This window comes from Oceanobacillus sp. FSL W7-1281 (assembly GCF_037969835.1).
Classification (GTDB): domain Bacteria; phylum Bacillota; class Bacilli; order Bacillales; family Amphibacillaceae; genus Oceanobacillus; species Oceanobacillus oncorhynchi.
In genome coordinates this window covers 2,268,819-2,290,362 of record NZ_CP150214.1, presented here as the reverse complement: position 1 = coordinate 2,290,362, position 21,544 = coordinate 2,268,819, and the positions used below count along the sequence as shown (strand labels likewise).

The 21,544-nt window shown below is 40.1% G+C and carries 21 protein-coding genes; 4 read left to right on the top strand and 17 right to left on the bottom strand.

Annotated features, from left to right (window positions below):
* Positions 1-125: 125 nt before the first annotated feature.
* The 5 genes from MKX55_RS11375 to MKX55_RS11355 all read right to left on the bottom strand — a co-directional run bounded on the left by MKX55_RS11375 (position 126) and on the right by MKX55_RS11355 (position 4,509).
* The gene (locus MKX55_RS11375; RefSeq protein WP_339238259.1) at positions 126-2,168 is read right to left on the bottom strand and encodes a catalase; all 2,043 of its coding nucleotides are present in this window, start codon (positions 2,166-2,168) and stop codon (positions 126-128) included.
* A 199-nt stretch (positions 2,169-2,367) separates the two neighbouring features.
* Positions 2,368-2,772 carry a GNAT family N-acetyltransferase gene (locus MKX55_RS11370; protein ID WP_339238512.1) on the bottom strand — a complete coding sequence of 135 codons (405 nt, stop codon included), beginning with the start codon at positions 2,770-2,772 and terminating at the stop codon, positions 2,368-2,370.
* Positions 2,773-2,821: 49 nt separating this feature from the next.
* Complete coding sequence (locus tag MKX55_RS11365) at positions 2,822-3,301, bottom strand: metal-dependent hydrolase (RefSeq protein ID WP_339238257.1); 480 nt, start codon at positions 3,299-3,301, stop codon at positions 2,822-2,824.
* Positions 3,302-3,523: 222 nt separating this feature from the next.
* Entirely contained in the window at positions 3,524-3,796 is a 273-nt protein-coding gene (locus MKX55_RS11360) for an MmcQ/YjbR family DNA-binding protein (protein WP_339238255.1), read from the bottom strand.
* 62 nt (positions 3,797-3,858) lie between these two features.
* Entirely contained in the window at positions 3,859-4,509 is a 651-nt protein-coding gene (locus tag MKX55_RS11355; RefSeq protein WP_339238253.1) for a Vat family streptogramin A O-acetyltransferase, read from the bottom strand.
* Positions 4,510-4,798: 289 nt separating this feature from the next.
* Between MKX55_RS11355 and MKX55_RS11350 the strand changes: the two genes are divergently transcribed.
* Together MKX55_RS11350 and MKX55_RS11345 are read left to right on the top strand one after the other, a co-directional pair.
* Complete coding sequence (locus MKX55_RS11350) at positions 4,799-4,960, top strand: zinc-binding dehydrogenase (protein WP_339238510.1); 162 nt, start codon at positions 4,799-4,801, stop codon at positions 4,958-4,960.
* A gap of 144 nt (positions 4,961-5,104) precedes the next feature.
* Positions 5,105-6,343, top strand: coding sequence for an aminopeptidase (locus tag MKX55_RS11345; RefSeq protein ID WP_339238252.1), 1,239 nt, complete (start codon positions 5,105-5,107; stop codon positions 6,341-6,343).
* A 79-nt stretch (positions 6,344-6,422) separates the two neighbouring features.
* Here the strand turns inward: MKX55_RS11345 and MKX55_RS11340 are convergent, their stop codons facing one another.
* From MKX55_RS11340 to MKX55_RS11295, 10 genes are all read right to left on the bottom strand, one after another.
* A complete protein-coding gene (locus MKX55_RS11340; protein WP_339238251.1) occupies positions 6,423-7,544 on the bottom strand; it encodes a DUF418 domain-containing protein in 1,122 nt (373 codons plus the stop codon).
* 65 nt (positions 7,545-7,609) lie between these two features.
* The gene (locus tag MKX55_RS11335) at positions 7,610-9,298 is read right to left on the bottom strand and encodes a gamma-glutamyltransferase (RefSeq protein WP_339238249.1); all 1,689 of its coding nucleotides are present in this window, start codon (positions 9,296-9,298) and stop codon (positions 7,610-7,612) included.
* A 100-nt stretch (positions 9,299-9,398) separates the two neighbouring features.
* A complete protein-coding gene (locus MKX55_RS11330; RefSeq protein ID WP_339238247.1) occupies positions 9,399-10,424 on the bottom strand; it encodes a hypothetical protein in 1,026 nt (341 codons plus the stop codon).
* Between the two features lie 632 nt (positions 10,425-11,056).
* Complete coding sequence (locus tag MKX55_RS11325) at positions 11,057-11,425, bottom strand: hypothetical protein (protein ID WP_042533985.1); 369 nt, start codon at positions 11,423-11,425, stop codon at positions 11,057-11,059.
* A gap of 55 nt (positions 11,426-11,480) precedes the next feature.
* Complete coding sequence (locus MKX55_RS11320) at positions 11,481-12,002, bottom strand: hypothetical protein (protein ID WP_042533983.1); 522 nt, start codon at positions 12,000-12,002, stop codon at positions 11,481-11,483.
* Positions 12,003-12,062: 60 nt separating this feature from the next.
* Positions 12,063-12,722 (bottom strand): ABC transporter permease, encoded by a 660-nt coding sequence (locus MKX55_RS11315; RefSeq protein WP_339238243.1) that lies wholly within the window; start codon positions 12,720-12,722, stop codon positions 12,063-12,065.
* Positions 12,723-12,818: 96 nt separating this feature from the next.
* Positions 12,819-13,508, bottom strand: coding sequence for an ABC transporter permease (locus MKX55_RS11310; RefSeq protein WP_339238241.1), 690 nt, complete (start codon positions 13,506-13,508; stop codon positions 12,819-12,821).
* Positions 13,501-14,421, bottom strand: a complete 921-nt coding sequence (locus MKX55_RS11305; RefSeq protein ID WP_339238239.1) for an ABC transporter ATP-binding protein — start codon at positions 14,419-14,421, stop codon at positions 13,501-13,503. Before MKX55_RS11305 ends, MKX55_RS11310 begins: the two co-directional genes overlap by 8 nt.
* Before the next feature lie 128 nt (positions 14,422-14,549).
* Entirely contained in the window at positions 14,550-15,491 is a 942-nt protein-coding gene (locus MKX55_RS11300) for a sensor histidine kinase (RefSeq protein ID WP_339238237.1), read from the bottom strand.
* Between the two features lie 35 nt (positions 15,492-15,526).
* The gene (locus MKX55_RS11295; protein WP_339238235.1) at positions 15,527-16,216 is read right to left on the bottom strand and encodes a response regulator transcription factor; all 690 of its coding nucleotides are present in this window, start codon (positions 16,214-16,216) and stop codon (positions 15,527-15,529) included.
* Positions 16,217-16,387: 171 nt separating this feature from the next.
* Here MKX55_RS11295 and MKX55_RS11290 point away from each other — a divergent pair, with 171 nt between their 5' ends.
* Positions 16,388-17,143, top strand: a complete 756-nt coding sequence (locus MKX55_RS11290; RefSeq protein WP_339238233.1) for a GNAT family N-acetyltransferase — start codon at positions 16,388-16,390, stop codon at positions 17,141-17,143.
* Positions 17,144-17,398: 255 nt separating this feature from the next.
* Here MKX55_RS11290 and MKX55_RS11285 read toward each other — a convergent pair whose 3' ends face one another.
* Positions 17,399-18,562 carry an MFS transporter gene (locus MKX55_RS11285; protein WP_339238507.1) on the bottom strand — a complete coding sequence of 388 codons (1,164 nt, stop codon included), beginning with the start codon at positions 18,560-18,562 and terminating at the stop codon, positions 17,399-17,401.
* A gap of 386 nt (positions 18,563-18,948) precedes the next feature.
* Here MKX55_RS11285 and MKX55_RS11280 point away from each other — a divergent pair, with 386 nt between their 5' ends.
* Positions 18,949-20,238 carry an N-acetylmuramoyl-L-alanine amidase gene (locus MKX55_RS11280; protein WP_339238231.1) on the top strand — a complete coding sequence of 430 codons (1,290 nt, stop codon included), beginning with the start codon at positions 18,949-18,951 and terminating at the stop codon, positions 20,236-20,238.
* 533 nt (positions 20,239-20,771) lie between these two features.
* Here the strand turns inward: MKX55_RS11280 and MKX55_RS11275 are convergent.
* Entirely contained in the window at positions 20,772-21,542 is a 771-nt protein-coding gene (locus MKX55_RS11275) for a TatD family hydrolase (protein ID WP_339238229.1), read from the bottom strand.
* Positions 21,543-21,544 lie beyond the last annotated feature (2 nt).

Sequence of the window (21,544 nt, the reverse complement as noted above, 5' to 3'; positions counted from 1 at the left end):
TAAGAAATGCAGAATAATTTCTTTTCAGAAAGAAACGTTCATAAACCTTACACAGAATGAAATCCCAAAGAAAAAAACATCAAATTACTTACTTTATCGTAATTTGATGTTTTTCTTATTTTACCTTACATATTATAAAGGAAACTCGGACGCTCCCAAAAACGCTGCTTCGCCATCGCATCGATAAACTTCTGCCCAGATTGGGAATCGATATTCATAATCACTCCAGGCTGTCCTTCGATACCCATTTCCTTCAGTAAGTGAGCACTCTCTTCTCTGGCACCTATCGGCTTAAAATGATTGTACATATTCATAATGAACGTACGGGCTTGATAATGAAAATAATCATCTACTCCAGTTCCCCCAACAAGATATACTCCTTCATAGCTCAATGGAGATCCTGTAAGGAAGTTTTGGTCTACCTGATACGTTACGCCGTCGCTGCCGCTTACCTCACCAAGTTTATTACTGACAATAACCGGATGCATGCCTGCCTTTTTCCATTGCTGAAGCAGAGCATCTACGTCTTTGCCAGGAAAGCCCTCCGCAAGAAAGACAGCTACTTTCAGTGTATTCGCCACAAAATTAGTATTCATCAGACTTATCGCGGGTGATGATTTCGTAGCAGTGGATTCTTCTACATCCGGCACGGTAACGCCGACATTTTTTGCCACTGCTTCTGCAAGCTCTTTGCTGACCCTCGCTAAGCGGTCCACCATCTGCTGACGCACAGCAACAACCAGACATCTTCCCAGCTCAAAGCTATATGCGCCAATAATATGCTCCCGCTCTACCGGTGTCATACTGTTCCAGAAAATCCTTGCCTGGGTATAGTGATCTTTAAAAGAATCCGCTGTTTTACGCTGTTTCAATCCTTCTACAGTCGAAGGATAGGTAACGAATCCTCCCTTATCCGGCGGAACCTCTGACGGTGTGTTTTCCGCCAGTAAGTTTTTATGATAAGAAACTTTGCCTCGGTCAATCACATGACGTGAGTTCCCATCCCGCTGGTTGTTAAAGACCGGACAAACCGGCTTGTTGATAGGCAGCTGCTGGTAATTGGCGCCAATCCGTGCCTGCTGTGTATCTGTATACGAAAATAAACGCCCCTGCAGCAGCGGGTCATTGGAGTAATCAATTCCCCGAACAATATTTCCAGGATGAAACGCACTCTGCTCCGTTTCTGAAAAGGCATTATCCACTGTTTTGTTCAGCGTTATCTTACCCATTTTTTGAAGCGGCACTTCCTCTTCCGGCCAAAACTTTGTCGGGTCTAAAATATCGAAATCAAACATAAACTCCTGATCTTCCCGAATAATCTGTACAGCAAGCTCATATTCCACATGATTTCCCATCTTGATATTCGTCCAAAGGTCTCTTCGATGAAAATCAGCATCCTCGCCAAGCTTTTGTGCTTCATCCCAAATTAACGGATGAACACCGAGTACCGGCTTGATGTGAAATTTCACAAAATGGGCAACCCCCTCTTTGTTTACAAAACGATAAGTGTGAACGCCAAAGCCTTCCATCGTACGATAATTCTTTGGAATAGCCCGGTCAGACATGATCCACATCGCCATATGGGTTGTTTCCGGATTGCTGCCCATGAAATCCCAAAACGTGTCATGTGCTGTCTGCCCTTGAGGATATTCATTATCAGGCTCCGGTTTGACAGAGTGAATCAAATCAGGGAATTTAATTGCATCTTGAATGAAGAAAATTGGAAAATTGATGGCTACAATATCAAAATTTCCGTCATCTGTATAGAATTTAATAGAAAACCCACGTACATCACGAACTGTTTCATTACAGCCTCGTGAACCGATTACTTGTGAAAAACGGACAAATAATGGGGTCTTCTTGGAGGGATCCTGTAAGAAATCCGCCATTGTTACATCACTCATAGATTGATACAGTTCAAATTCTCCATAGGCGCCATAGCCCCGTGCATGAACAACTCTTTCCGGTATTCTTTCCCGGTCAAAATGGGCCAGCTTTTCTCTGGCAAGAAAATCTTCAATCAAGGTCGGGCCGCGATCTCCAGCAGTCAATGAATTCTCATCATCTACAATCTTCTTCCCCTCATTGGAAATCATCTCTTGATTATAGGTATCCCTTATATAGGATTCTAGCTGCTGTTCCTTTTTATTTTTTTCGTGTTCACTCATACAGATTCATCTCCTAACAATGGTAATAGCATTTATTTTTAGCAAAAAAATGCAAAGTATTCATTGAAGGTTTCTTTCTGTATATGGCTGGATAGCTTTAATACACCATGCATCATAATTAGTCGTGAAGACACTCAAGCTTTTTCAATGAAAGAAGCCGCCTTTACTGCTCAGGCGGCTTCTTTCATTTATTGGAGGACTACAGAAATTTCTCCATGATAACGTAGGACTTCCCATTTTTCATAAAGCTTCTATCCGTTTCCTGGAGACCAAACTTCTGATAAAAATGGCTCTTATTCTTTCTGGCATTACACCAAATTCTTTTCACACCATGTTTTTTCGCTTCCTCGAATACGGACTCTAACAATCTGCTTCCATACCCTTTTCCCTGTTCTGATATCAGCGTCGCAAATTTTCTAAATTGAGCTTCCTCTTTGTCTATAAACAGCGAAACAATGGAAATCAGTATATTATCTTTAAAAAGTCCCAAATGAATACCCGAAGCATCATCCTTTAACTTTATGTAGCTGAAATCCTCATTCGGCCACATGACTTCATGCCTAAGCTCCCATGCTTGTTCTTTCTGTATTTTTGAAATTTGAATTTCCATGATAACCTCCTTGCCTGCTGTGAAGCTTGTCAAAAACACATGCTTAGAAAAGCGCCAGTATATTGTTGGCATAAAATAGCGTAACTACAGTCAACGCCAGTAAAACAATCCCTTCCGCTTTTCCGCCAGTTGTTGCAGCGAATGGAAAACGAATCGTAATCTTTGCAGGATACAGCAGCTTGATTCCCTGCTTTGTCGCAGCATCTAATATAAAATGCGTAACCATACCAACTAAAATCCCCATGGTGATCGAAGGATTACTGATGAACTTAGATAAAATAAACGCCACCAGCGCTAAGAATAATAAACTATGTGTAAAGGTTCGATGACCAAAGAGGGTATTGACTACTTTCGAAACCGCTGGAAACCTCCGTCCGATTTTGCTGCCGCTATGGCAAATATCCGGAAGCAAGCCCCCTGCTGCGCCTGCTGCAATGAACCATTCGGGCTGATATCCATCTGTGATGGCGACGATGGCTGTCGTTGCTGTGATTCCAGCCATGATATGTGTTTTTCCTGTCATGCTCTTTTTCTCCTTCATTCGTAAATTACATTATCTTATCATAACACTATATCGAGAAAAAGAACATACGTTTCTTTCAATTAATTTCCTTTTATGCAAAAATGAAGTAAATAATCATTGTCAGCTGCACTCCAGATTTTGTTATACGGTTAAATGATAGCTGGCATCTACCAATTGGAAAATCTCATCTTCTGAAACAGAACCATCCAGCAGAATGCTGATTCAATGTTCTTTGTTCATATGGTAAGCTGGCAGTATTCCATTTTCTTTTCTTAAAATCGATGCCAATTCCGGGTCGCATTTGACATTTAAAACGTCAACAGTCCCTTCTCCTTCCATACTTAATTTCTCTTTGTCCACATCCATCAGCAATCCAAACCATTTTCCGTTTTCCTCATGCCGAAGCACAGCGTAGTTAGAAAATTTTGCCCAGGGATAATCTGGCTCTGTGATGTATTTTCTTTTTGCATAATGTAAAACTGCTTCTCTGCTCACTGTCATCACCTTCATCTGATAATTTAAATGGGTAAGTTGCTTTCTCTATCCCTTTTTTCTATTTAATCATCGGCTTTAGAAATCTGCTTAAGCACTTCCATATCATAGCTAAGAATGGCATCTATATTATCGTTCATAATCTGGTGCTCCAGCTCCCACCATTTTATCTTTAATAGCTCGCTTATTTTTGACTCAGAAAAACGTTTCTTTATTTGCTTAGCCGGATTACCTCCAACAATGGTGAAAGGCTCCACGTCTTTCGTCACCACAGATTTGGCTCCAATAATCGCCCCATCTCCAATTTTCACACCGGGCATAATAACAGCATCCAGCCCAATCCATACATCATTACCGATAACCGTATCTCCCTTCAAAGGCAGCATATCTAAGGTGGGTGTGTGCTTTTCCCATCCATTTCCAAAGATATTAAATGGATAAGTAGAGCCATCCATGCGATGATTCGCTCCATTCATAATAAAAATTACTCCGGGGCCGATGGAACAAAATTTCCCGATAATTAATCGATCCCCTATTATTTCATAATGGTATAGAACTTGATTTTCAAAGAGCTCTCCGTCCTTGCTGTCATAATAAGTATAGTCACCAGCTAGAATGTTTTCCTTCGTTAACGATGGCTTAATAAATTGAACATTTTTATTTCCATTTATTGGATATATTTTATTTGGGTTTGGTCCTTCTGTTATTCCTGACATATGCACACTCCCTTTTATACATTTTTTCATGAACTGACCTGCCTTATTACGATCTAATATAACTCAGATATTCTTTCTTTAGCAAACGAAGCTTTATCAAGCAGCGATAAAAGCCTGTCTCTTTTCGCCTCGCTTTTAGCACAGACGGCAATCGTACGTTTCATACCGTTAACAGGGATAAGATGAACGTTTAAATGCTCGATACTTTTAACCAGCAATGCCGGAACAATGGTTATTCCTTCTCCAGCTAATACATAACCGTAAAGAAAGTCGCTAAAAGGAACCTCCCCTGCAATGGAAGGAAGAATTTGAACAAATGATACAATTTATCACACATCACAAAATAAAACCGGTGCTGGATAGTGTTTATCCGCTTATTGAAATCGAACAAGCATTGGAGAGAATGAAATCTGGCAACCAATTTGGCAATATAGGCTTGGCATTCGAATGAAAAAAGCCGGGCTTTTGATTTTTGCATCATTATTAGGAAGAAATCATTGACCAATGTAAACAGATATTCAGCTCCTATTTTGTGATTCATAAATGATTGTGCTACGATAAAATCGTATATCAACTTCACAAGGAGGCTCTATGTATGGCTTTGGAAAATTTTGATGAATACCTGCAAAAATATGCTGAATTAATCGTTTCTACCGGTGTCAACGTTCAAGAAGGACATTCTGTCGTTCTAACGATTGATGTTGAACAGGCTCCATTAGCACGTAAAATCACAAGAGCGGCTTATGAAAAAGGCGCAAAACGCGTTATTGTCAAATGGGGAGACGATAAAATCTCAAGACTTGGGTTTGAGCATCAATCAACCGAAACCCTAACAGATATTCCAGATTATCGCATTGAAGAAATGAACTATATTATTGAACAAGGTGCCAGCCGTATCAATGTTGTTTCCAATGATCCGGATGCCTTAAAAGGATTAGATGGTGAAAAAATCGCTGCAACGCAAAAAGCATCCGGAGAAGCATTTCAGCCATTATCGCAAGCAACACAGTCGAATAAAATCTCATGGGTTGTGGCAGCTGCAGCCGGTCCGGAATGGGCAGCGAAAGTCTTTCCGGATTTAGATTCAGCGGAAGAACAAACGGATGCATTATGGGATGCTATTTTCAAAGCGATTCATTTATACGATGACGATGCGATCCGCACATGGGAGGAAAAAGATAAAACCCTGGAAACAAAAGCGGAATCATTGAATAAGGAACAATTTACAGCATTGCATTACACTGCGCCGGGTACAAATTTAACGGTCGGCCTGCCGAAAAACCACCGCTGGGAAGGTGCTGGAAGCTTTAACTCCCGCGGAGAGCGTTTTATAGCCAATATGCCGACAGAAGAAGTATTTACTGCCCCAGATGCTAACCGGGTCGATGGTGTTGTCGTGTCAACCAAGCCATTAAGTTATGCCGGGTCTGTCATTGAAGGAATGGAATTCCATTTTGAAAATGGGAAAGTAACCAAAGTGACTGCTGAAAAAGGCGAAGAGGTTATTCAAAAATTAGTCCAGCAAGACGAAGGTGCTTCCCGCTTAGGAGAAGTTGCTTTAGTTCCGGACGCGTCCCCTATTTCTCAATCCGGATTGACCTTTTTCAATACGTTATTTGATGAGAATGCTTCAAATCACTTAGCGCTGGGTTCTGCATACGCGTTCAACTTAGAAGGCGGAACGGAGATGTCAGAAGAAGAATTAAAAGAAGCTGGTCTGAATCGTTCAGCAACACATGTTGACTTCATGATTGGTTCGGATCAAATGGATATTGATGGCATTAAAGAAGACGGCAGCCGTGTTCCGGTCTTCCGAAAAGGTGCTTGGGCTTAATTTGCTCACTAGTAATAGTCAGTAAAAAAATCCAACTACAAGCTAGTTGGATTTTTTTACATTGGTATATAAAATGTACCTATTCTGCTTTTCTTTTGATAGAAACCATTTTCCCATAAGTCCCTATCCTCCAAAGCCATTCAAACGGTCCATAGGAGAACTCTTTCAACCAAAGATGACTGAAAATCATTTGTGCCGCAAATAAAATGACTCCAATCCCAAGAGCGAACGCATAGCTTGGTTCCTCCCAAATCCCTAAATTGATAAAAACCGTTCGTCCGCTCGATTGAAACAAACTTACAAAAACCAGAGATTGCATGATGTAATTCGTAAACGCCATCTTACCGACAGATGTAAACGGGACAAGCAACTTCGACATGCTCCTCTTGCTAGTTCCTAAAAGGACAATGAATAAAATCATGCCAATTGTCACCAAAAAGGGGTAGAAGCTTTCCAATGGATGTAACGCAATTCTATCATAAAGGCTTGCTTTCCCCGCTAACCCAATCACAAGAAAAAGTACTGACAATAAGCTCATGGTTTTTCTTCGCTTTTCGATTATTGTAAGCAGCCCCTTCTGATACGCATACATACCAAACAGGAAAAAGCTGATGTGTGCGACCATCGAAGAAAATTCAATAATAAGATATTCTGTTCCTGTCGGCGGCTCTTTTGAGTCAGGCAACAGACCTTTCAAACCGTCTTCCAGGGACAAATGGTAGGATGAGAAATAACTGATTACATCCACTCCAATGGTATAGCCGATCCAGAAAAGGAAAGCAGTAATAACCAATCCGGCTGCTGACCAATTCATAAACAGCAGAAGGAAAAATCCCGCCATCCCATACATGAGCAGAATATCTCCCGACCAAATTGCAAAACCGTGCACAGCACCGACGAGGGCAAGCAAAAATAACCGTCTGAATAATACCGGATAAGGATTAATTTCCTTCGTTTTTAGGCGATTATAAAGTAACATAAGACTCAGGCCAAACATGAATGCAAACAGCGGCCGGGTACTGTCTGTTAAAATAATCTCCTCTAAACTTCTTAGTACTTCATTAACCGGAGACAAATTTTCCGTATCGACGGAAGACAGCCCCGGGACGTTGGCTAAAAAGATTCCAAATAAAGCAACACCCCGCATTTGGTCTAATATAGCAATTCTTTGATGTTGATTTTTTTGCTTCATTGATGTCATAGAATCCTCTTTAACTCCTTACATTAAAATGCCCAAGTACATTTTTTAGAATACTAGATTCTTGCTTAATCCCGTGGTTCTACACGCCAATCAGCCTCTCGCCGGGGATCAGCCGCGCCAGAGATGTCATCATTCTCCCGATCGATCATCAAAGCCTGAACAGACCCGAAATACAGTGGAGTCGGAGCTTCACGAATCTCGTTATATCCAATATCAAGCAATCCTTCCCTTACATCTGCTTCCGGTGCGGATTCCATCACAAGCGCATTATCCGTCAGATGGAAACGGTCCGCTTCAACAACAGCTTCCAGGTCCGAGTCTTCTTGAACCCAGTCAGCAATCACCTGCGTAAGCATAATTGGAATACGTTCGCCTCCCGGACTGCCAATCCCTAAAACAGGTCCCTCCTCATCTGCAACAATCATTGGAGAGGACCAGGTAACGGAACGCCGTCCAGGCTCAGGTTCGTTTTGCTCCGTTTGACCAATATCAAACCGAGACATTTGATTATTTAAAAAGAAACCTTCTGTGTAGGTGCCGGAGCCAAAGAAATTGGTCAGCGTATTCGTCGTGGAAACAACAGTGCCGTTGTCATCAATCACTGTGATATGTGTCGTATTAGGGTCCGAATCATCATAACTCCGCTCTTCGTCCTCAGGCAGCAAGCTGTCACTGGAGATTTCTTCTGCTAAAGCGGCATTCTGTTCACGGTCAACGTAAGAATCAATCGGAACATCCACAAACAAAGGATCACCGAAATCCGTATCAACAAATGCTTGAGCGATTCGCCACGACATCGCAATATCATGCACAAATGGCGTGCTATTCCGTTCTTCTTCTAATGTTCCCCGCTCTTCAATGATTTGCAGCATTTGAATGACACTGGCACCAGGAAGCGGGGGCGGAGCACCAGTCACCTTATATCCGGCAAACTCTCCAGTTACCGGATCATGCCGTCCGACACGGAAGTCAGCAAGTGAGTCTCCGTCCAGTCCTTCAATCGCTGCTAACGCTTCTCCAGTATTCCCTTCATAAAAGGAAGCTCCTTCACTATCACGAATATCGCGCAATGCTTCGGCCAACGCCGGCTGTTCTAAAGTGGCTCCTGCCTCAATCGCTGTCCCATCCGGATAGAAATGCTCCAGCTGCTCAACCGGCAGACGGTCCTGAGCAGATTGAAGCTGCTCTGCTAACGTTTCAGATACCTCCGAACTTTCTGCTAAATCAATTGCCGGGTCCATCACTGTCTCCCAGTCAGCAGTCCCATAGTCATCATGTAATTCCTTTGTCCCGGCTACAAATCCAGGCACACCAATATCTGATGAAGGAACACCGCCTTCAGGGACAACTTCACGATAATCATATGCCTCAGGGTCTTGACCCTGCTCTTGAATGAGTGTTACCCCGCCGCCGCCAACTCCTGAAGCAAAGGGCTCTACAACAGAAATGGCATACGCCGCTGCAACGGCCGCATCCGCGGCATTACCTCCATTTTCCAAAACAGTCATTCCAGCTTCTACAGCATCTGGATGCCCTGCGCTGACACCATAAGTCTCTGGCACATCCGGCTCGGACTCCGCCTCTTCTTCATTGACTGGCGGGGTTATCCTCTCACTTTCATCTTCAGCTGGATTTGGCTCAGGCTGCTGGTCCGTCTCTTCCTCTGAGACACATCCGCTGAGCACCAGCAATACCGTTGCGGTAAAAGTAAAAATTAAGCTGCTCTGGCGCTTGTTACGCCTTTTTATTTGCATGAATGCAACTCCTTCCATGATGTCGTTGCGTCTTTTTTTGTTAAATATCATTTATCTAACATTCCCGTATTCGTATAAAGACCATGGACGCGATGGTCTTTTAATCCTCGGAAACGACCATCGCGAATCCATGAATTCTTTCTCCCGTTAAGTCATCCGGCCAATCCAGCGGTGCTTTTTCCCAGCTTTGTCCTGCATCAAATGAAAGATAGAAGCCGAGATTATTCACAGCGTAAAAAACACCTGATTGGAATGGATGAGAAGTTAACGCAAAAACAGAGGAGCCTTCTGCATCCGGCAAGCCTTTGTATACAGGCGACCAAGAACCGCCATCTTCACGCCGTACTAAAATCGTTTTTGCACGGGATGGATCGTATGCTTCATAAGGACTCCTGGACGCAGCAGCCACCATTGTATCTGCATCCCCTGAATCTACGGCAATATCAACCAAATAGTTATATGGCTCCAAACCCTCATTGACCGTCTGCCAGGTCTTTCCGCTATCAAAGCTTTCAGCATACCCGCCGCCCGCAGCTTCGTATATCCTTCCTGGAGCTTGCGGGTGTGTTGTTAAAGCATGACAATCATGTTGGGAATTCGGTTTTCGATCTTCCCAACTGCCCCCTTTATCTTCACTTTTCATCACGCCGCCAAGTTCAATGCCGACAAATATGCGGTTTTTCTCATGAATATCCGGTTCAATCCAACGTACGTGATGCGTGTACGGCCGAGGCGGAAAACTCCAGGAAGATTTTGAAGGTAAATCCAGTAAAGCCGGACAATCAACCCAGGTTTCCCCTCCGTCATCTGAACGAAACAGACCGCTCGGTTCGGTGCCTGCCCAAACGACATGATATCCATTTTTAACCTCTGTTGGACTGACTGCAACACTCATCACCCTGTTATGTGATATTCCTGATCCAGCGGGTACCCATGTCTTGCCGCTGTCATTACTTATCCATAAACCCTCGTTAAAGGTTCCTCCATACAGCCGTCCTTTCCGACTGGGATCTGCAGCAAGGCATATAAATGAAACCGGTGCCGGTCTTTCCTCCATTATCCATTCCTGTGCTTCTTTCTTCATTTCATAAACAGAACGTCCAGCTGAAAAATATAAAACTTCCATGCGGTTCACCACCTTGGTTTATTTAAAATCTTTTAAAACAATCCAGATACCTATTTAATAGAAATATTCGGGAAACGATTCAATCTATCGGGTATACTTGTAAAAAAACTCCCTTTTCTACGATAAGAAAAGCTAAGAGGATACCGAGACTTAATAAAAAATCTTTTATAGTTTGCTTTATTCACCATAAATCAAACTTGTAAACGTCCGAACCTGACTTTTTATCACGGAGAAACGCCCGTAAAACTTCCGCCTTCAAATAAAGCGTGGAAAATGAATTTATTTTAGAGGGGGATAACGGCGCTGACTCCCACTGCATAATATTTCGTTTTATGATTCCATTTTTTAAAAGTGAAATATGCTGTGCTGTACAATCGGGTTTCACTTGGTTACATATCAACATACTTTTCGAGTCATGCAAGTTATCGCTAGAGTATCATAAGTCATTCTACAGTCAAAAAGATTTTGTTAAAAATTTTTAAACGATCATTTTTTAATCAAAATATGATAAGTCTTATCCCATACAGAAAAGGCCTTACCATGGATAAGACCTTTCCTGAGATAATGTCGTATGTTATTTCTGGAGCTGCGGATACTTCGATACACAGAAAGTCTCCTACCTCTACGCTAAATCAATATTCTTTAAAAAAGCTTTCTGGCAATGTGCTAAAAATGCTCCAAAGACTGATAACTGCACCGATTAATGACACAATACTGATACCCACAGCCTGGAAGCTGAATACGCCGGTCGGTACAAGGATGATAAATCCCAAGAAAAAAATAGATTGATAAATCGCTGAGATAACCCTCCAAAATTTATGGTTGAAAAAAGATAATAACACAGGAGGAATGAACAAAATAATCATTATGATAATACTTGCTTGGATAACTTGCGGATCATTTAACGACAGTGTATTGACATCCCGTTGAAAATAAGCAGTGACAAACAACGTTACGATGGATACAATCAGCATGAAAACTAATAAAACGAATCTTTTCAAACAGCATCCTCCTATTCGGTAAAAAATGTATGAAATTCGAGCCTCCCTCTTCTGGTTAAACTGCGCCTTGTAATTTGCCCTGATAGATAGAAATTAATCCAGGCAGCTGCTGAATATCCTGCGGTGTGATAAGCTCCGGCGGCTTGTCAAAAGAAACCATACCAGCTTCCATCAGCAGATAAGCCACAAATTGCGAGCAGAAGTAAGCATTTGACCGTGGAATGGGCTTATTAAACATGACTCCAAACAGTCCTATTACGTTATAGTGGTAATTGTCTTTTCTTTGCTTAAAAAATGCTAACGTTTCTTGTAATTTCTTGTTTTGTTTTGAACTGATTGCATAAGCATAGATGGAGCAGTCCGCTTTCTGAAACAGTTCCTCTTCTGTATTTTCCTTCACAAATCCTCCCCAAAATGGATTGCGTAAATGCTTCCTGCCAAAGCTGTATATTTCATTTAATTCCAAATCCAAGGCTAACGAAACATGATTGTATTCTGCTTTGGTATACAGACTAATAGCTTTCGTCAATAAAGTACCAGTGTTTGTAAATAACAAATAAATGTAGTCTTGTTTCATCGCTAGTAACTCCTGTATATTTTGATTTTTCGGTCTTTTCAAAATAGAGACCTTATGTCATTAAGATATATCTTTGTGCTCAATGTTTTTTATTGATAAGTAAGAAGCAACGATACCAATAAGACTAAGTGTCACTGGAATACCAATAAAGGATCCTACCGATAAGTCTTCATTACTGACACCAAAGAAAATGGCAATAATAACAGAGGTAATAATGGTCGTCCTAACTGATTTTTTAAGCATTCCAAAGAACAAAGGAACTAAGCTGACACCACTGGCAGAAAGGTCATATAAAATCGTATTTCTAAAATGTTCGATGAGCATGGGAATCGTTATGTCACCGTCAATAAATCCTAAGTTGCTGTTTAACATAGATAAAACAAATGCAGCAAAAATTTTGGACAGAAGCATAGAGAAAAAGGTAAATCCTATGATAATCAATAGCTTCGAGATAATGATCTTTTTTCTGCTGATTGGGTATGTGAACATCAAGGTAATGGTTTTATCATTGTATTCTTCGATAACTAATTTTGAAATTAACACTCCTGAAAAAACGATGAATACCATTCGTGTTATACTGTCAATCAGAAATAAAAAATCTGTACTGCTGGCAGCAAATTGTTCCCTGTCTATATATAGCATGAAGAATAAAAATCCGGTAACGGCAAAGCATGCCGCTAAGGAGTTATTTATATATCGGCTAAAATTTATTTTTCTCATTTCCAAACTCATTAACTTAAAGATTTTTCTCACCTCTCTTCCTATTGACATTGAAAATTACATTGTTGGCAGTAATATTCCGGAATACCCTCATCGCTACGTTACATCCTTGCGCTCCATATTTCTTATCGCTAAATACGAAGCAGCCGCACCAATGATGATAAATACCAATGATCTGACAATGAAGGAACCTATCGAAAGGTCTGATAGATTTTCATTACTTATGCCAAAGAAAATGGCAATGATAATCGATGTGATTATTGTTGTTCTAACAGATTTTTTGAGCATCCCAAAAAATAAAGGAACTAAGCTGATACCGCTGAAAGAAAGGTCGTAGATCACGGTGTTTTTAAAATATTCCATTATCAAATGAATTGTTATGCCTCCATCGATAAAATTCAATTGGCTGTTTAACATGTATAAAACTGCTGCTACAAAGATTCTTGATACATGTATAAAGAAAAATGTAGCACAAATGATAATCAATAATTTAGAGATAATAATCTTTTTTCTGCTGATGGGATACGTAAACATCAAAGAGATTGTTTTATCATTGTATTCTTCAATAAACAGCCTCGAAATTAATATACCTGCAAACACAATAAAAACCATTCTCGTGCTGTCAACCACGAAGAAAAAATCTTCACTGGTGGCACCAAACGTACTTCTATCCATATACATTGCAAAGAATAACAATCCGGCAAGAGCAAAGCATGCTGCTAAAGCACCAAAGACATACTGTCTGAGATTTATTTTTCGCCATTCTAAACGAATTAATTTAAGCATTCCTCCCGCCTCCAATTAAGGACAAGAAATAGTCCTCTAATGAAGCCGACTTTGTATTGATGGATGTAATGGAAATATCCTTTTCCATTAACTTCTTATAGATTTGATTTTGTGACGTCCCTGATTCATATATCCTTATTTTGTTCGTATCAAGTACTTTGAAATTTTTTATATTCAGCTCTGAATCAATAATATATACTGCTTTCCCGGCATCATCGGTTTCTAATTCTATATACTCCGCATTATTTTCTCTAATCGAATCCATGGAAACTTCTTCTACTAGATACCCATTATTCATTACACCGATTGTGTCAGCAATTTGCTCTATTTCCGCTAAAATATGACTTGAAATCAGAATGGTTATGCCATACTCTTTATTCAGGCTTGCCAGTAAGTCTCTCATCTCAATAATGCCAACCGGATCCAGTCCATTAACCGGCTCATCTAATATCAACAGTTCTGGCTTCGTGATTACCGCTCTGGCAATTCCCAGCCGCTGTTTCATACCTAAAGAGAAATTTTTAACCGATTTGTTATCGATGTTTTTTAGATTCACAAGCTCCAAAGCGGCCTCTATCTCTTTTTTATTGTGATAACCCATGTATTCACAATGCAAATCCAAGTTATCCATTGCAGTTAGCTTCTCATAAAAAATCGGATATTCGATAATTGCACTCATCCTTTTAAATAATTCATAAGAAGTATCCGTCAAGGTTTCGTTAAACACTTCAACGGCGCCCTGGCTTGGTTTAAACAGATTTAAAATCATTTTCATGACTGTACTTTTACCTGCGCCGTTCGGACCTAAAAGCCCATAGATTTCTCCCTTCTTGATATTCATATTGACATTGGAAACAACATGACCTCCATGAAAAGATTTTCCTAAATCATGTGTTCTTAAAATGTATTCCATAATAATAAATCCCTCCCTTTCTCTGCAAAATTGCTATATTAATAATCATAAACATTAAAATTATCTTTTTTCTTAACAAAGTCTTACGAATTTCTTAAGTTTGCAAAGAACGGGACAGAAGCGGATTTTTAGTTTTCCTGCGAAGGCATTTTCTTTAATTTCACAGTAAATACTGTTTTATCATAAGCTTTGCTGGATAGTGATATCTCACCTTCCAGACTTTCGACTAATCTTTTCGTAATGGTAAGTCCCAGCCCGCTTCCTTGATACAGCTTATTTCGCGAGTCCTCAAGCGTATACAATCTTTCAAATACGCTTTCTTTATTCATTTCATCAATGCCTTTCCCCTTGTCCCAAACCTCGATGTAAGCAAATGCGTTATCATGTTTTAAGTTTAACCCCACTACTTGACCATCCTTTCCATACTTGATGGCATTTGATATCAGGTTTCTAAGGATTCTGTCAAGAGCTTCTTCATTTCCAGCTACATAGATATGCTCATCTGGAATGTTAATGGAAACATCTAATCCTTGCTGAGTGAACATTTCATAAAACTCTAAAATGCTCTTTCTGCAAATTTCATTAATATGTATCTTTTCGAGTGTTATCTCCTTATCTCCAGACTCCAGCTTTGCCAAATCAAAAAACGTATTGATCAATGTCAGCAGCTCTGTCGCCTTTTCATGTGCTTTACGAACCTCTTTGCCCGCTTCTTTTTCGATAACTTTATTCGATTGAATGATTTCTAAATATCCAACAATAACGGTCAGCGGTGTTTTTAAATCATGAGAAATATTTGAAATCATTTTCCGAATCGATTCTTCCTTTTTTGTATAATCCACCAATATTTTCTGATTATGGTTTAAAAGATGATTGATGCTGATCAATAAAGGAATAAGCTCCTTATCATCGGTAAAAACAAGCAGGTTCTCACTGGTTTTATCAGCGATGATCTTATCCAATTTTTCATGCATATATTTTATTTGCTTGTCTCTTGCTATCTTTGCTCTATATTGAAAAATGATAATCCCGGTTAAAATCAGGGTAATCCCTATAAAGAAATAAACCATGCCTTTTCCCCCCTTTTCAAAAAATTATCACACATCTATTCCCCTAGTTTGTAGCCAATTCCCCAAATGGTCATAATATAATGAGGCTCAGCCGGATTGTCCTCAATCTTTTCTCGCAGTCTTCTAATATGAACATTGATGACATTTTCATCCCCAAAGTAGTCGTTTCCCCAGACCGTGGTATATATTTGAGCCTTTGTAAAAACATTATTAGGATGCTTAAGAAACAGTTTCAAAATATCGAATTCCTTGGAAGTCAGTTTGATTTCCTTGCCATGTTTTTGAACAGAGAAATTATTGATATCAATTGTTAAATCTTTATGGTTTATCACCTGCTCTTCTTTTTTCGTCTCCGAATAACTGGTAGCACGCCGCAATGCCGATTTTACTCTGGCAGAAAGCTCTATCATGGAAAAAGGCTTCGCTATGTAATCATCTGCACCAAGCTCCAGGCCTAGCACCTTTTCCACGTCCGTATCCTTCGCTGATACAATTAGTATTGGCACGGAGCTGTCCCTTCGAATTTGTTTCATTACCTCTATGCCATCTAATTTTGGCATCATGATATCAAGAATGATTAAATCAAATGTATCGTTTTGAAATTTTTGCATTCCTTCTTCGCCTTCCAAAGCAGTAACTACCTTATAGCCTTCTTTTTCTAAATAATTTTGTATCATTTCGCTTACCGAGATATCATCTTCTACGATGAGAATTTTATTGTTCAAGTGAGACAGCCTCCTATGAAATTTTAGTTTAATAGATGATTTCTATTATCTTTATTGCCAGCTATGTCTGTTTGCATCTCCATTTTTTGCAGAGATTTTTTACAGGTATTTCATAAAGTTTAACACATTCCTTTACACTATATGGATGTACTTTGCCTGTGGATGCTTTTTGTGGTAAAAAGAACATATAATATTCTGTTAAATAATCATATTGTCAGCAAAGCAAATGGTAATGGAGAGAGGAGCATTTTATTGGTATCTGATATAGAATTGATGAAACGCCATGTAAACGTGTTATTTAAAAAGGATCATAATAATCGAATGACCTTTGTGAATGAGCCGCCAAACGAGGCTGCACCTCGTATTTTCATTGGCGGGACGCAGCTTGGTAATGTAGTAAGGTACTCCAATGCCCTTGAGGAGAACGTAATAAAGAAGCTGGAACGAAGCATTCATGCAGATTTTGCTATAGACCTGGCAGAAATAATCACCATTTTAAATACAGATCGGCAAATCAGCAATTTTTGGACTGGACCTGCTTTCGTGTTTCCTGATGTGAGCAGCATAACAACGAAAGCCATACGAATTACCGACTTCAACAAAGACTGCCTGAAGCAAAATTTCCCATATATCTACGAAGAACTTAAATATAAACAGCCTTGCTTTGCTATTATTGAAGATGAAGCAGCTGTATCCGTTTGCTGCAGCGTGAGACAAACTAATGAAGCGGCTGAAGCAAGCTTAGCTACATTTGAAACGTATCGTGGAAGAGCATACGCGATAGACGCTTCCATTGCTTGGGCAGCTGAAATTCAAAGTCAAGGATTACTTGCATTGTATAGTACCTCCTGGGATAACTTTGCATCCCAATCTGTAGCAAGAAAATTACATTTAATACAATATGGGACGGACATTCATATGAAATAAGACAATATCCCCGAACACAAGTCATTCTTAAATTAATGGACACAATTACTGAAAATCTGATGTATTCTTTTTTCATGTACGAGAAATAAACTAGGATGAAGATTAACGCAATATCAAAAATAGACCTCCCTTGGACTTGGTCAGTGGAGCCTGTAAACACTCTGGAGCTCTCATTTAACTCTCTAAAAAACAAAAAATCCTGCACCGAGCAGGATTTTTATCAAACATTCTTATTAATTATCAAAGGGCAGATCGTTACACAAACTTATTCCTGCCAGCACCTAATCCTGCAATCATCATTAACAAGCAAACAACGATGATAGCAATAATTGGCGCAGACCAGGCCTGCGTAATATCAAACAGAAGCCCGATAAATAACGGTCCAATGGCAGCAAAAATATAACCGACGGATTGCGCCATCCCAGACAGCGCTCCAGCCTGGCGTCCATTACGTGCACGCATGCCAAGCATGGCAAGTGACAGACTGATGGCTCCTCCAAAAGTAACTCCAATCAGTGTTACCCAGACGAAAATCAGCGGAAGCGGTCCCCCGATTAGCAGTCCGATAAATCCAACTGCTGCACCGCCGCTGATTCCCAACACGATCCCCTGCTGGTTAGAGAATTTCTCTGCCAGCACCGGTGCCAGAAAAGTAGACGGCAATCCGACAAACTGCACATAAGCTATCAGCCAGCCGGCAGCAGATACGGAAAATCCAAAGCTCTGCATGATTTCTGGCAGCCATGATACCATTACATAGAATATAAATGATTGCAGACCCATAAATAACGTAACCTGCCAAGCCAATGGGGATTTCCACAGGTTGCTGTCATTAAAAGGCTTATTGCTTAACTCCACTTGTTCTTCTTTAGGCGCAGGGTTCTGCTTGATAACAAAAATCCAAACAATGATTCCGACCAGAGCCAGCACAGCCCAGGATAATAAAGCTAATTCCCATCCTAAACCTGCTCCCTTTGCAAGCGGAACAGAAAGTCCGGAAGCCGTGGCCGCGAATATTGCCATCGATGTGGAATAGACACTCGTCATTTGACCGACTTTATGCGGGAATTTTTCCTTGATGACTGCCGGCAGCAGCACATTCATCACTGCGATGCCAACCCCGATAATAGCTGTCCCGATAAATAATGTCGGTGTATATGGAATGGATCGGGTGCCAATTCCAGCGAACAGCAGGATCAGGCCGAGCAAGACAGCTCCTTCATTCCCCAGCTTCCGGCCAAGCTTTGGCGCAAGCGGCGATACAATGGCAAACGCGATAAGCGGTAAACTGGTAATCGTCCCCGCACTCCAATTTTCCAGCCCAATCTGATCACGAATGGTCCCTAACAACGGTCCAACGGAAGTAATTGCCGGCCTCAGGTTAAAGCCAATCACCATGATAGCAATCAAATATAGCATTCTCTTATTGGAGGATGCTTCCTCAGCCAGACCGTTACTTGCTTTTGCTCTATTTTTCTCCATCTAAATACCTTCTTTTCTATTTTTCATCCCCCTCATAGAAAAGGAGATGAAATAATTTTGCACAATATATATATGTTAGGGCAATGTACATCCTATTGTCAAGATACCCATTTTTAATTATATGTAATAAATCCTTCTGCTCTATGTATTCTAAAACTGCTTGTATTAACACTGATAAAACATAACACCATCCCTGAAAATGTTTCATTATTAATCTGCAATCATATACTTCCAATCTAATAATTTTGAATAAAATGTATATCTATGAAATTTATTGGAGAGCCTGTCAATATAACAAACTATTAATTGGAGGTATTTCCAATATGAAGTACAACCTAATGATAGGCATTGCTTTTCTCGTTTGCCTATTCATTTTTATACCAACAGTACATGCAGATAACGGGACATTGTACAAAGTTGACACGGAAGCAACAGAATTAATGAATGCACCTGCTGAGGATGCAGCCATTCTAAGTGAATTAAAACAAGACTATAAGGTTACTATTTTTGAAGAATCCAATGGCTGGGGCAAAACATTTTATAACGGCGAACAAGCTTGGGTCGCGTTACATCACCTATCAGCAGTGGATGAGATACAGACAGAGCCAGAAAACGAACAATCCGATACAGAAGATAATCAAGCTGAAACAGCAGCTGCTGCAGCAGAAACAAATACAGAAACTGCCGAACAAGCAGAAAACGGACAACTGTACCGAATTCAAGCACCAGCAGTAAATGTACGCAATGCGCCTGATAAGAATGCAGCTGTTGTTACGCAGATGAATCATGGTGAGAAGGTTACTATTTTTGAAGAATTGTACGGCTGGGGCAAAACATATTATCATGATGAAGAAGTATGGATCGCTTTATATTTACTTGATAAAGATGACGAATCAAATGGAAATAGTGACACATCAGAAGAAAATGAAAAAACAGAATCATTAGAAACAGTAGAAGAAATCGAAAATGAAGCGTCAGAAGCAACAGCTGAGCCAAAAGACGATGAAAGCGAAAAGGAAAAGGGCGAAACAAAAGAAGAGACACAAGAAGTTCAAGCGGAACAAAGCACTGAAAATCCGCTTGCCGGCCGTCAATTTGTGATTGATCCAGGTCACGGCGGGAAAGATCCTGGTGCAGTAGGATCGGAAGTATATGAAAAAACATTAGCTTTAACCACAGCAAAAAAATTAGGAGAACAATTACGCCATCAAGGAGCTTCTGTTACGTTTACCAGAGAAGATGATACGTATCTCTCATTGGGAGAACGGGTCAACATAAGTAATTCTACCAATCCAGATGCATTTATCAGCCTGCATTATAATGCGTCGGAAGACCAGGCTGCGCATGGAGTGGAAACCTTTTACAAGAATGAAAGCGAAAGCCAGATGCTTGCTGAGTCTGTACAAACGTCATTGATGAGTCATGTTCATCTCGACAATCGTGGAGCTAAACAAGCAGATTTCCAAGTACTAAGAGAGAATCAGCAATCTGCGATTTTAATTGAGCTTGGTTTTATCAGCAATTCAGAGGAACAGCAGACAATTCAAACGGATAATTATCAAAATCATGCAGCAGAAGGTATTATTGCCGGATTAGAAGACTATTTTAGCTAAAATTACAGCGGATGAAAAGGTAAAAGTGTATCTAGGTGACACTTTTACCTTCGATTGCGTTTTTTGGACTTCCTTTTAAATTACAATTTGTAATGAGCTGCTTCAGGGGGGATATTACGAATCTTTCATTTTACGTTTAGATCTTTTAATTTTACAATCGCTATCATAATAGCCGCAACCCCGATTAATGGAAGTACAAGGAATAATGGTTCACCAGTACCAAAGTACATAATAGGTCCCCAAATGATAGGCACAATACCGCAAACAATAAGATAAATAATTCCCATTATAAATTCAAATATATGCTTTTTTTAGACATGGTTTTCATCCTTTTAATTTGAATCCAATCAGGAATGCTAACTTATCAAGTCAGGATTTTTTAGTCTGTTATTTTATATCCCTTATAAAAAAGCATCCTCTTTCACTATCTTATTCCCTTATTTTGAAATTAATTAACGTACTTTCCTCTAAAATCCGGGCTATCATTCCATGTATTTTCACAAAACCTGAATGGATATTAACCCCTTTGCAATTTATTTATTAAACTGTTCTAAACGATAAAACTGATACGTATTATCCGTCAGCTGTTGTCGAATTTTATCAAAAGGCAGCTGTTTTACCTCAGCTATTTTCTTTATCACATCGATAATCATATTTGGATGTGTCATCTGATTTTGAAAAGGCCCTTTAAACGGCCATGGCCCATCTGTTTCTGCCATAATAAGTTCTAACGGATATTGTTTGATTAAAGACTGAATCTCCTCTTCATACCAGCAATCAGGCGTGATAGAAATCATATATCGATTATCTATCAAACGGTTAATCGTAGCTTTATCCCCTTTAAACCAATGAAAATGGGCTCGCTCCAGTTGATATTTTTCAAGCATATCACAGACAACAGAGGCATCTTCATAAACAGCATGTAATACGATTGGCAGATCATACTTTTTTGCAGCCTGTATAAACCGCTCTAATATGGCGTGATAAGGTGCAATATCCAGCGAATCATCATTACGTTTGGTATAATACGGGAGCCCTACTTCTCCAATAGCCACGATTTTTTCGAATTTTTGTTCAATCTCCTGAAAGATACGATTGATTTCTTGATCAGGCGGCAATGCTTGTTCCGGATGCCAGCCGAAAGCGGGATAAACAAATGGATATTTCTGCGCCAATTGCCACACCTTTTGACAGCTCTCAAAATCACTTGAAACAGCTATCATTCCATCTATTTTAAGTGTATGAATCAACTGTTGCTGCTCACCCGGCTGATACCAATCCAGATGAATATGTGCATCCATCATCA

Excerpts from the sequence above, each read along its gene's own strand:
- MKX55_RS11375 (WP_339238259.1), bottom strand. The coding sequence starts at position 2,168 with ATGAGTGAACACGAAAAAAATAAAAAGGAACAGCAGCTAGAATCCTAT.
- MKX55_RS11365 (WP_339238257.1), bottom strand. The coding sequence starts at position 3,301 with ATGACAGGAAAAACACATATCATGGCTGGAATCACAGCAACGACAGCC.
- MKX55_RS11355 (WP_339238253.1), bottom strand. The coding sequence starts at position 4,509 with ATGTCAGGAATAACAGAAGGACCAAACCCAAATAAAATATATCCAATA.
- MKX55_RS11345 (WP_339238252.1), top strand. The coding sequence starts at position 5,105 with ATGGCTTTGGAAAATTTTGATGAATACCTGCAAAAATATGCTGAATTA.
- MKX55_RS11340 (WP_339238251.1), bottom strand. The coding sequence starts at position 7,544 with ATGACATCAATGAAGCAAAAAAATCAACATCAAAGAATTGCTATATTA.
- MKX55_RS11335 (WP_339238249.1), bottom strand. The coding sequence starts at position 9,298 with ATGCAAATAAAAAGGCGTAACAAGCGCCAGAGCAGCTTAATTTTTACT.
- MKX55_RS11330 (WP_339238247.1), bottom strand. The coding sequence starts at position 10,424 with ATGGAAGTTTTATATTTTTCAGCTGGACGTTCTGTTTATGAAATGAAG.
- MKX55_RS11320 (WP_042533983.1), bottom strand. The coding sequence starts at position 12,002 with ATGAAACAAGACTACATTTATTTGTTATTTACAAACACTGGTACTTTA.
- MKX55_RS11315 (WP_339238243.1), bottom strand. The coding sequence starts at position 12,722 with ATGAGAAAAATAAATTTTAGCCGATATATAAATAACTCCTTAGCGGCA.
- MKX55_RS11310 (WP_339238241.1), bottom strand. The coding sequence starts at position 13,508 with ATGCTTAAATTAATTCGTTTAGAATGGCGAAAAATAAATCTCAGACAG.
- MKX55_RS11305 (WP_339238239.1), bottom strand. The coding sequence starts at position 14,421 with ATGGAATACATTTTAAGAACACATGATTTAGGAAAATCTTTTCATGGA.
- MKX55_RS11300 (WP_339238237.1), bottom strand. The coding sequence starts at position 15,491 with ATGGTTTATTTCTTTATAGGGATTACCCTGATTTTAACCGGGATTATC.
- MKX55_RS11285 (WP_339238507.1), bottom strand. The coding sequence starts at position 18,562 with ATGCTATATTTGATTGCTATCATGGTGATTGGCTTTAACCTGAGGCCG.
- MKX55_RS11280 (WP_339238231.1), top strand. The coding sequence starts at position 18,949 with ATGAAGTACAACCTAATGATAGGCATTGCTTTTCTCGTTTGCCTATTC.
- MKX55_RS11275 (WP_339238229.1), bottom strand. The coding sequence starts at position 21,542 with ATGATGGATGCACATATTCATCTGGATTGGTATCAGCCGGGTGAGCAG.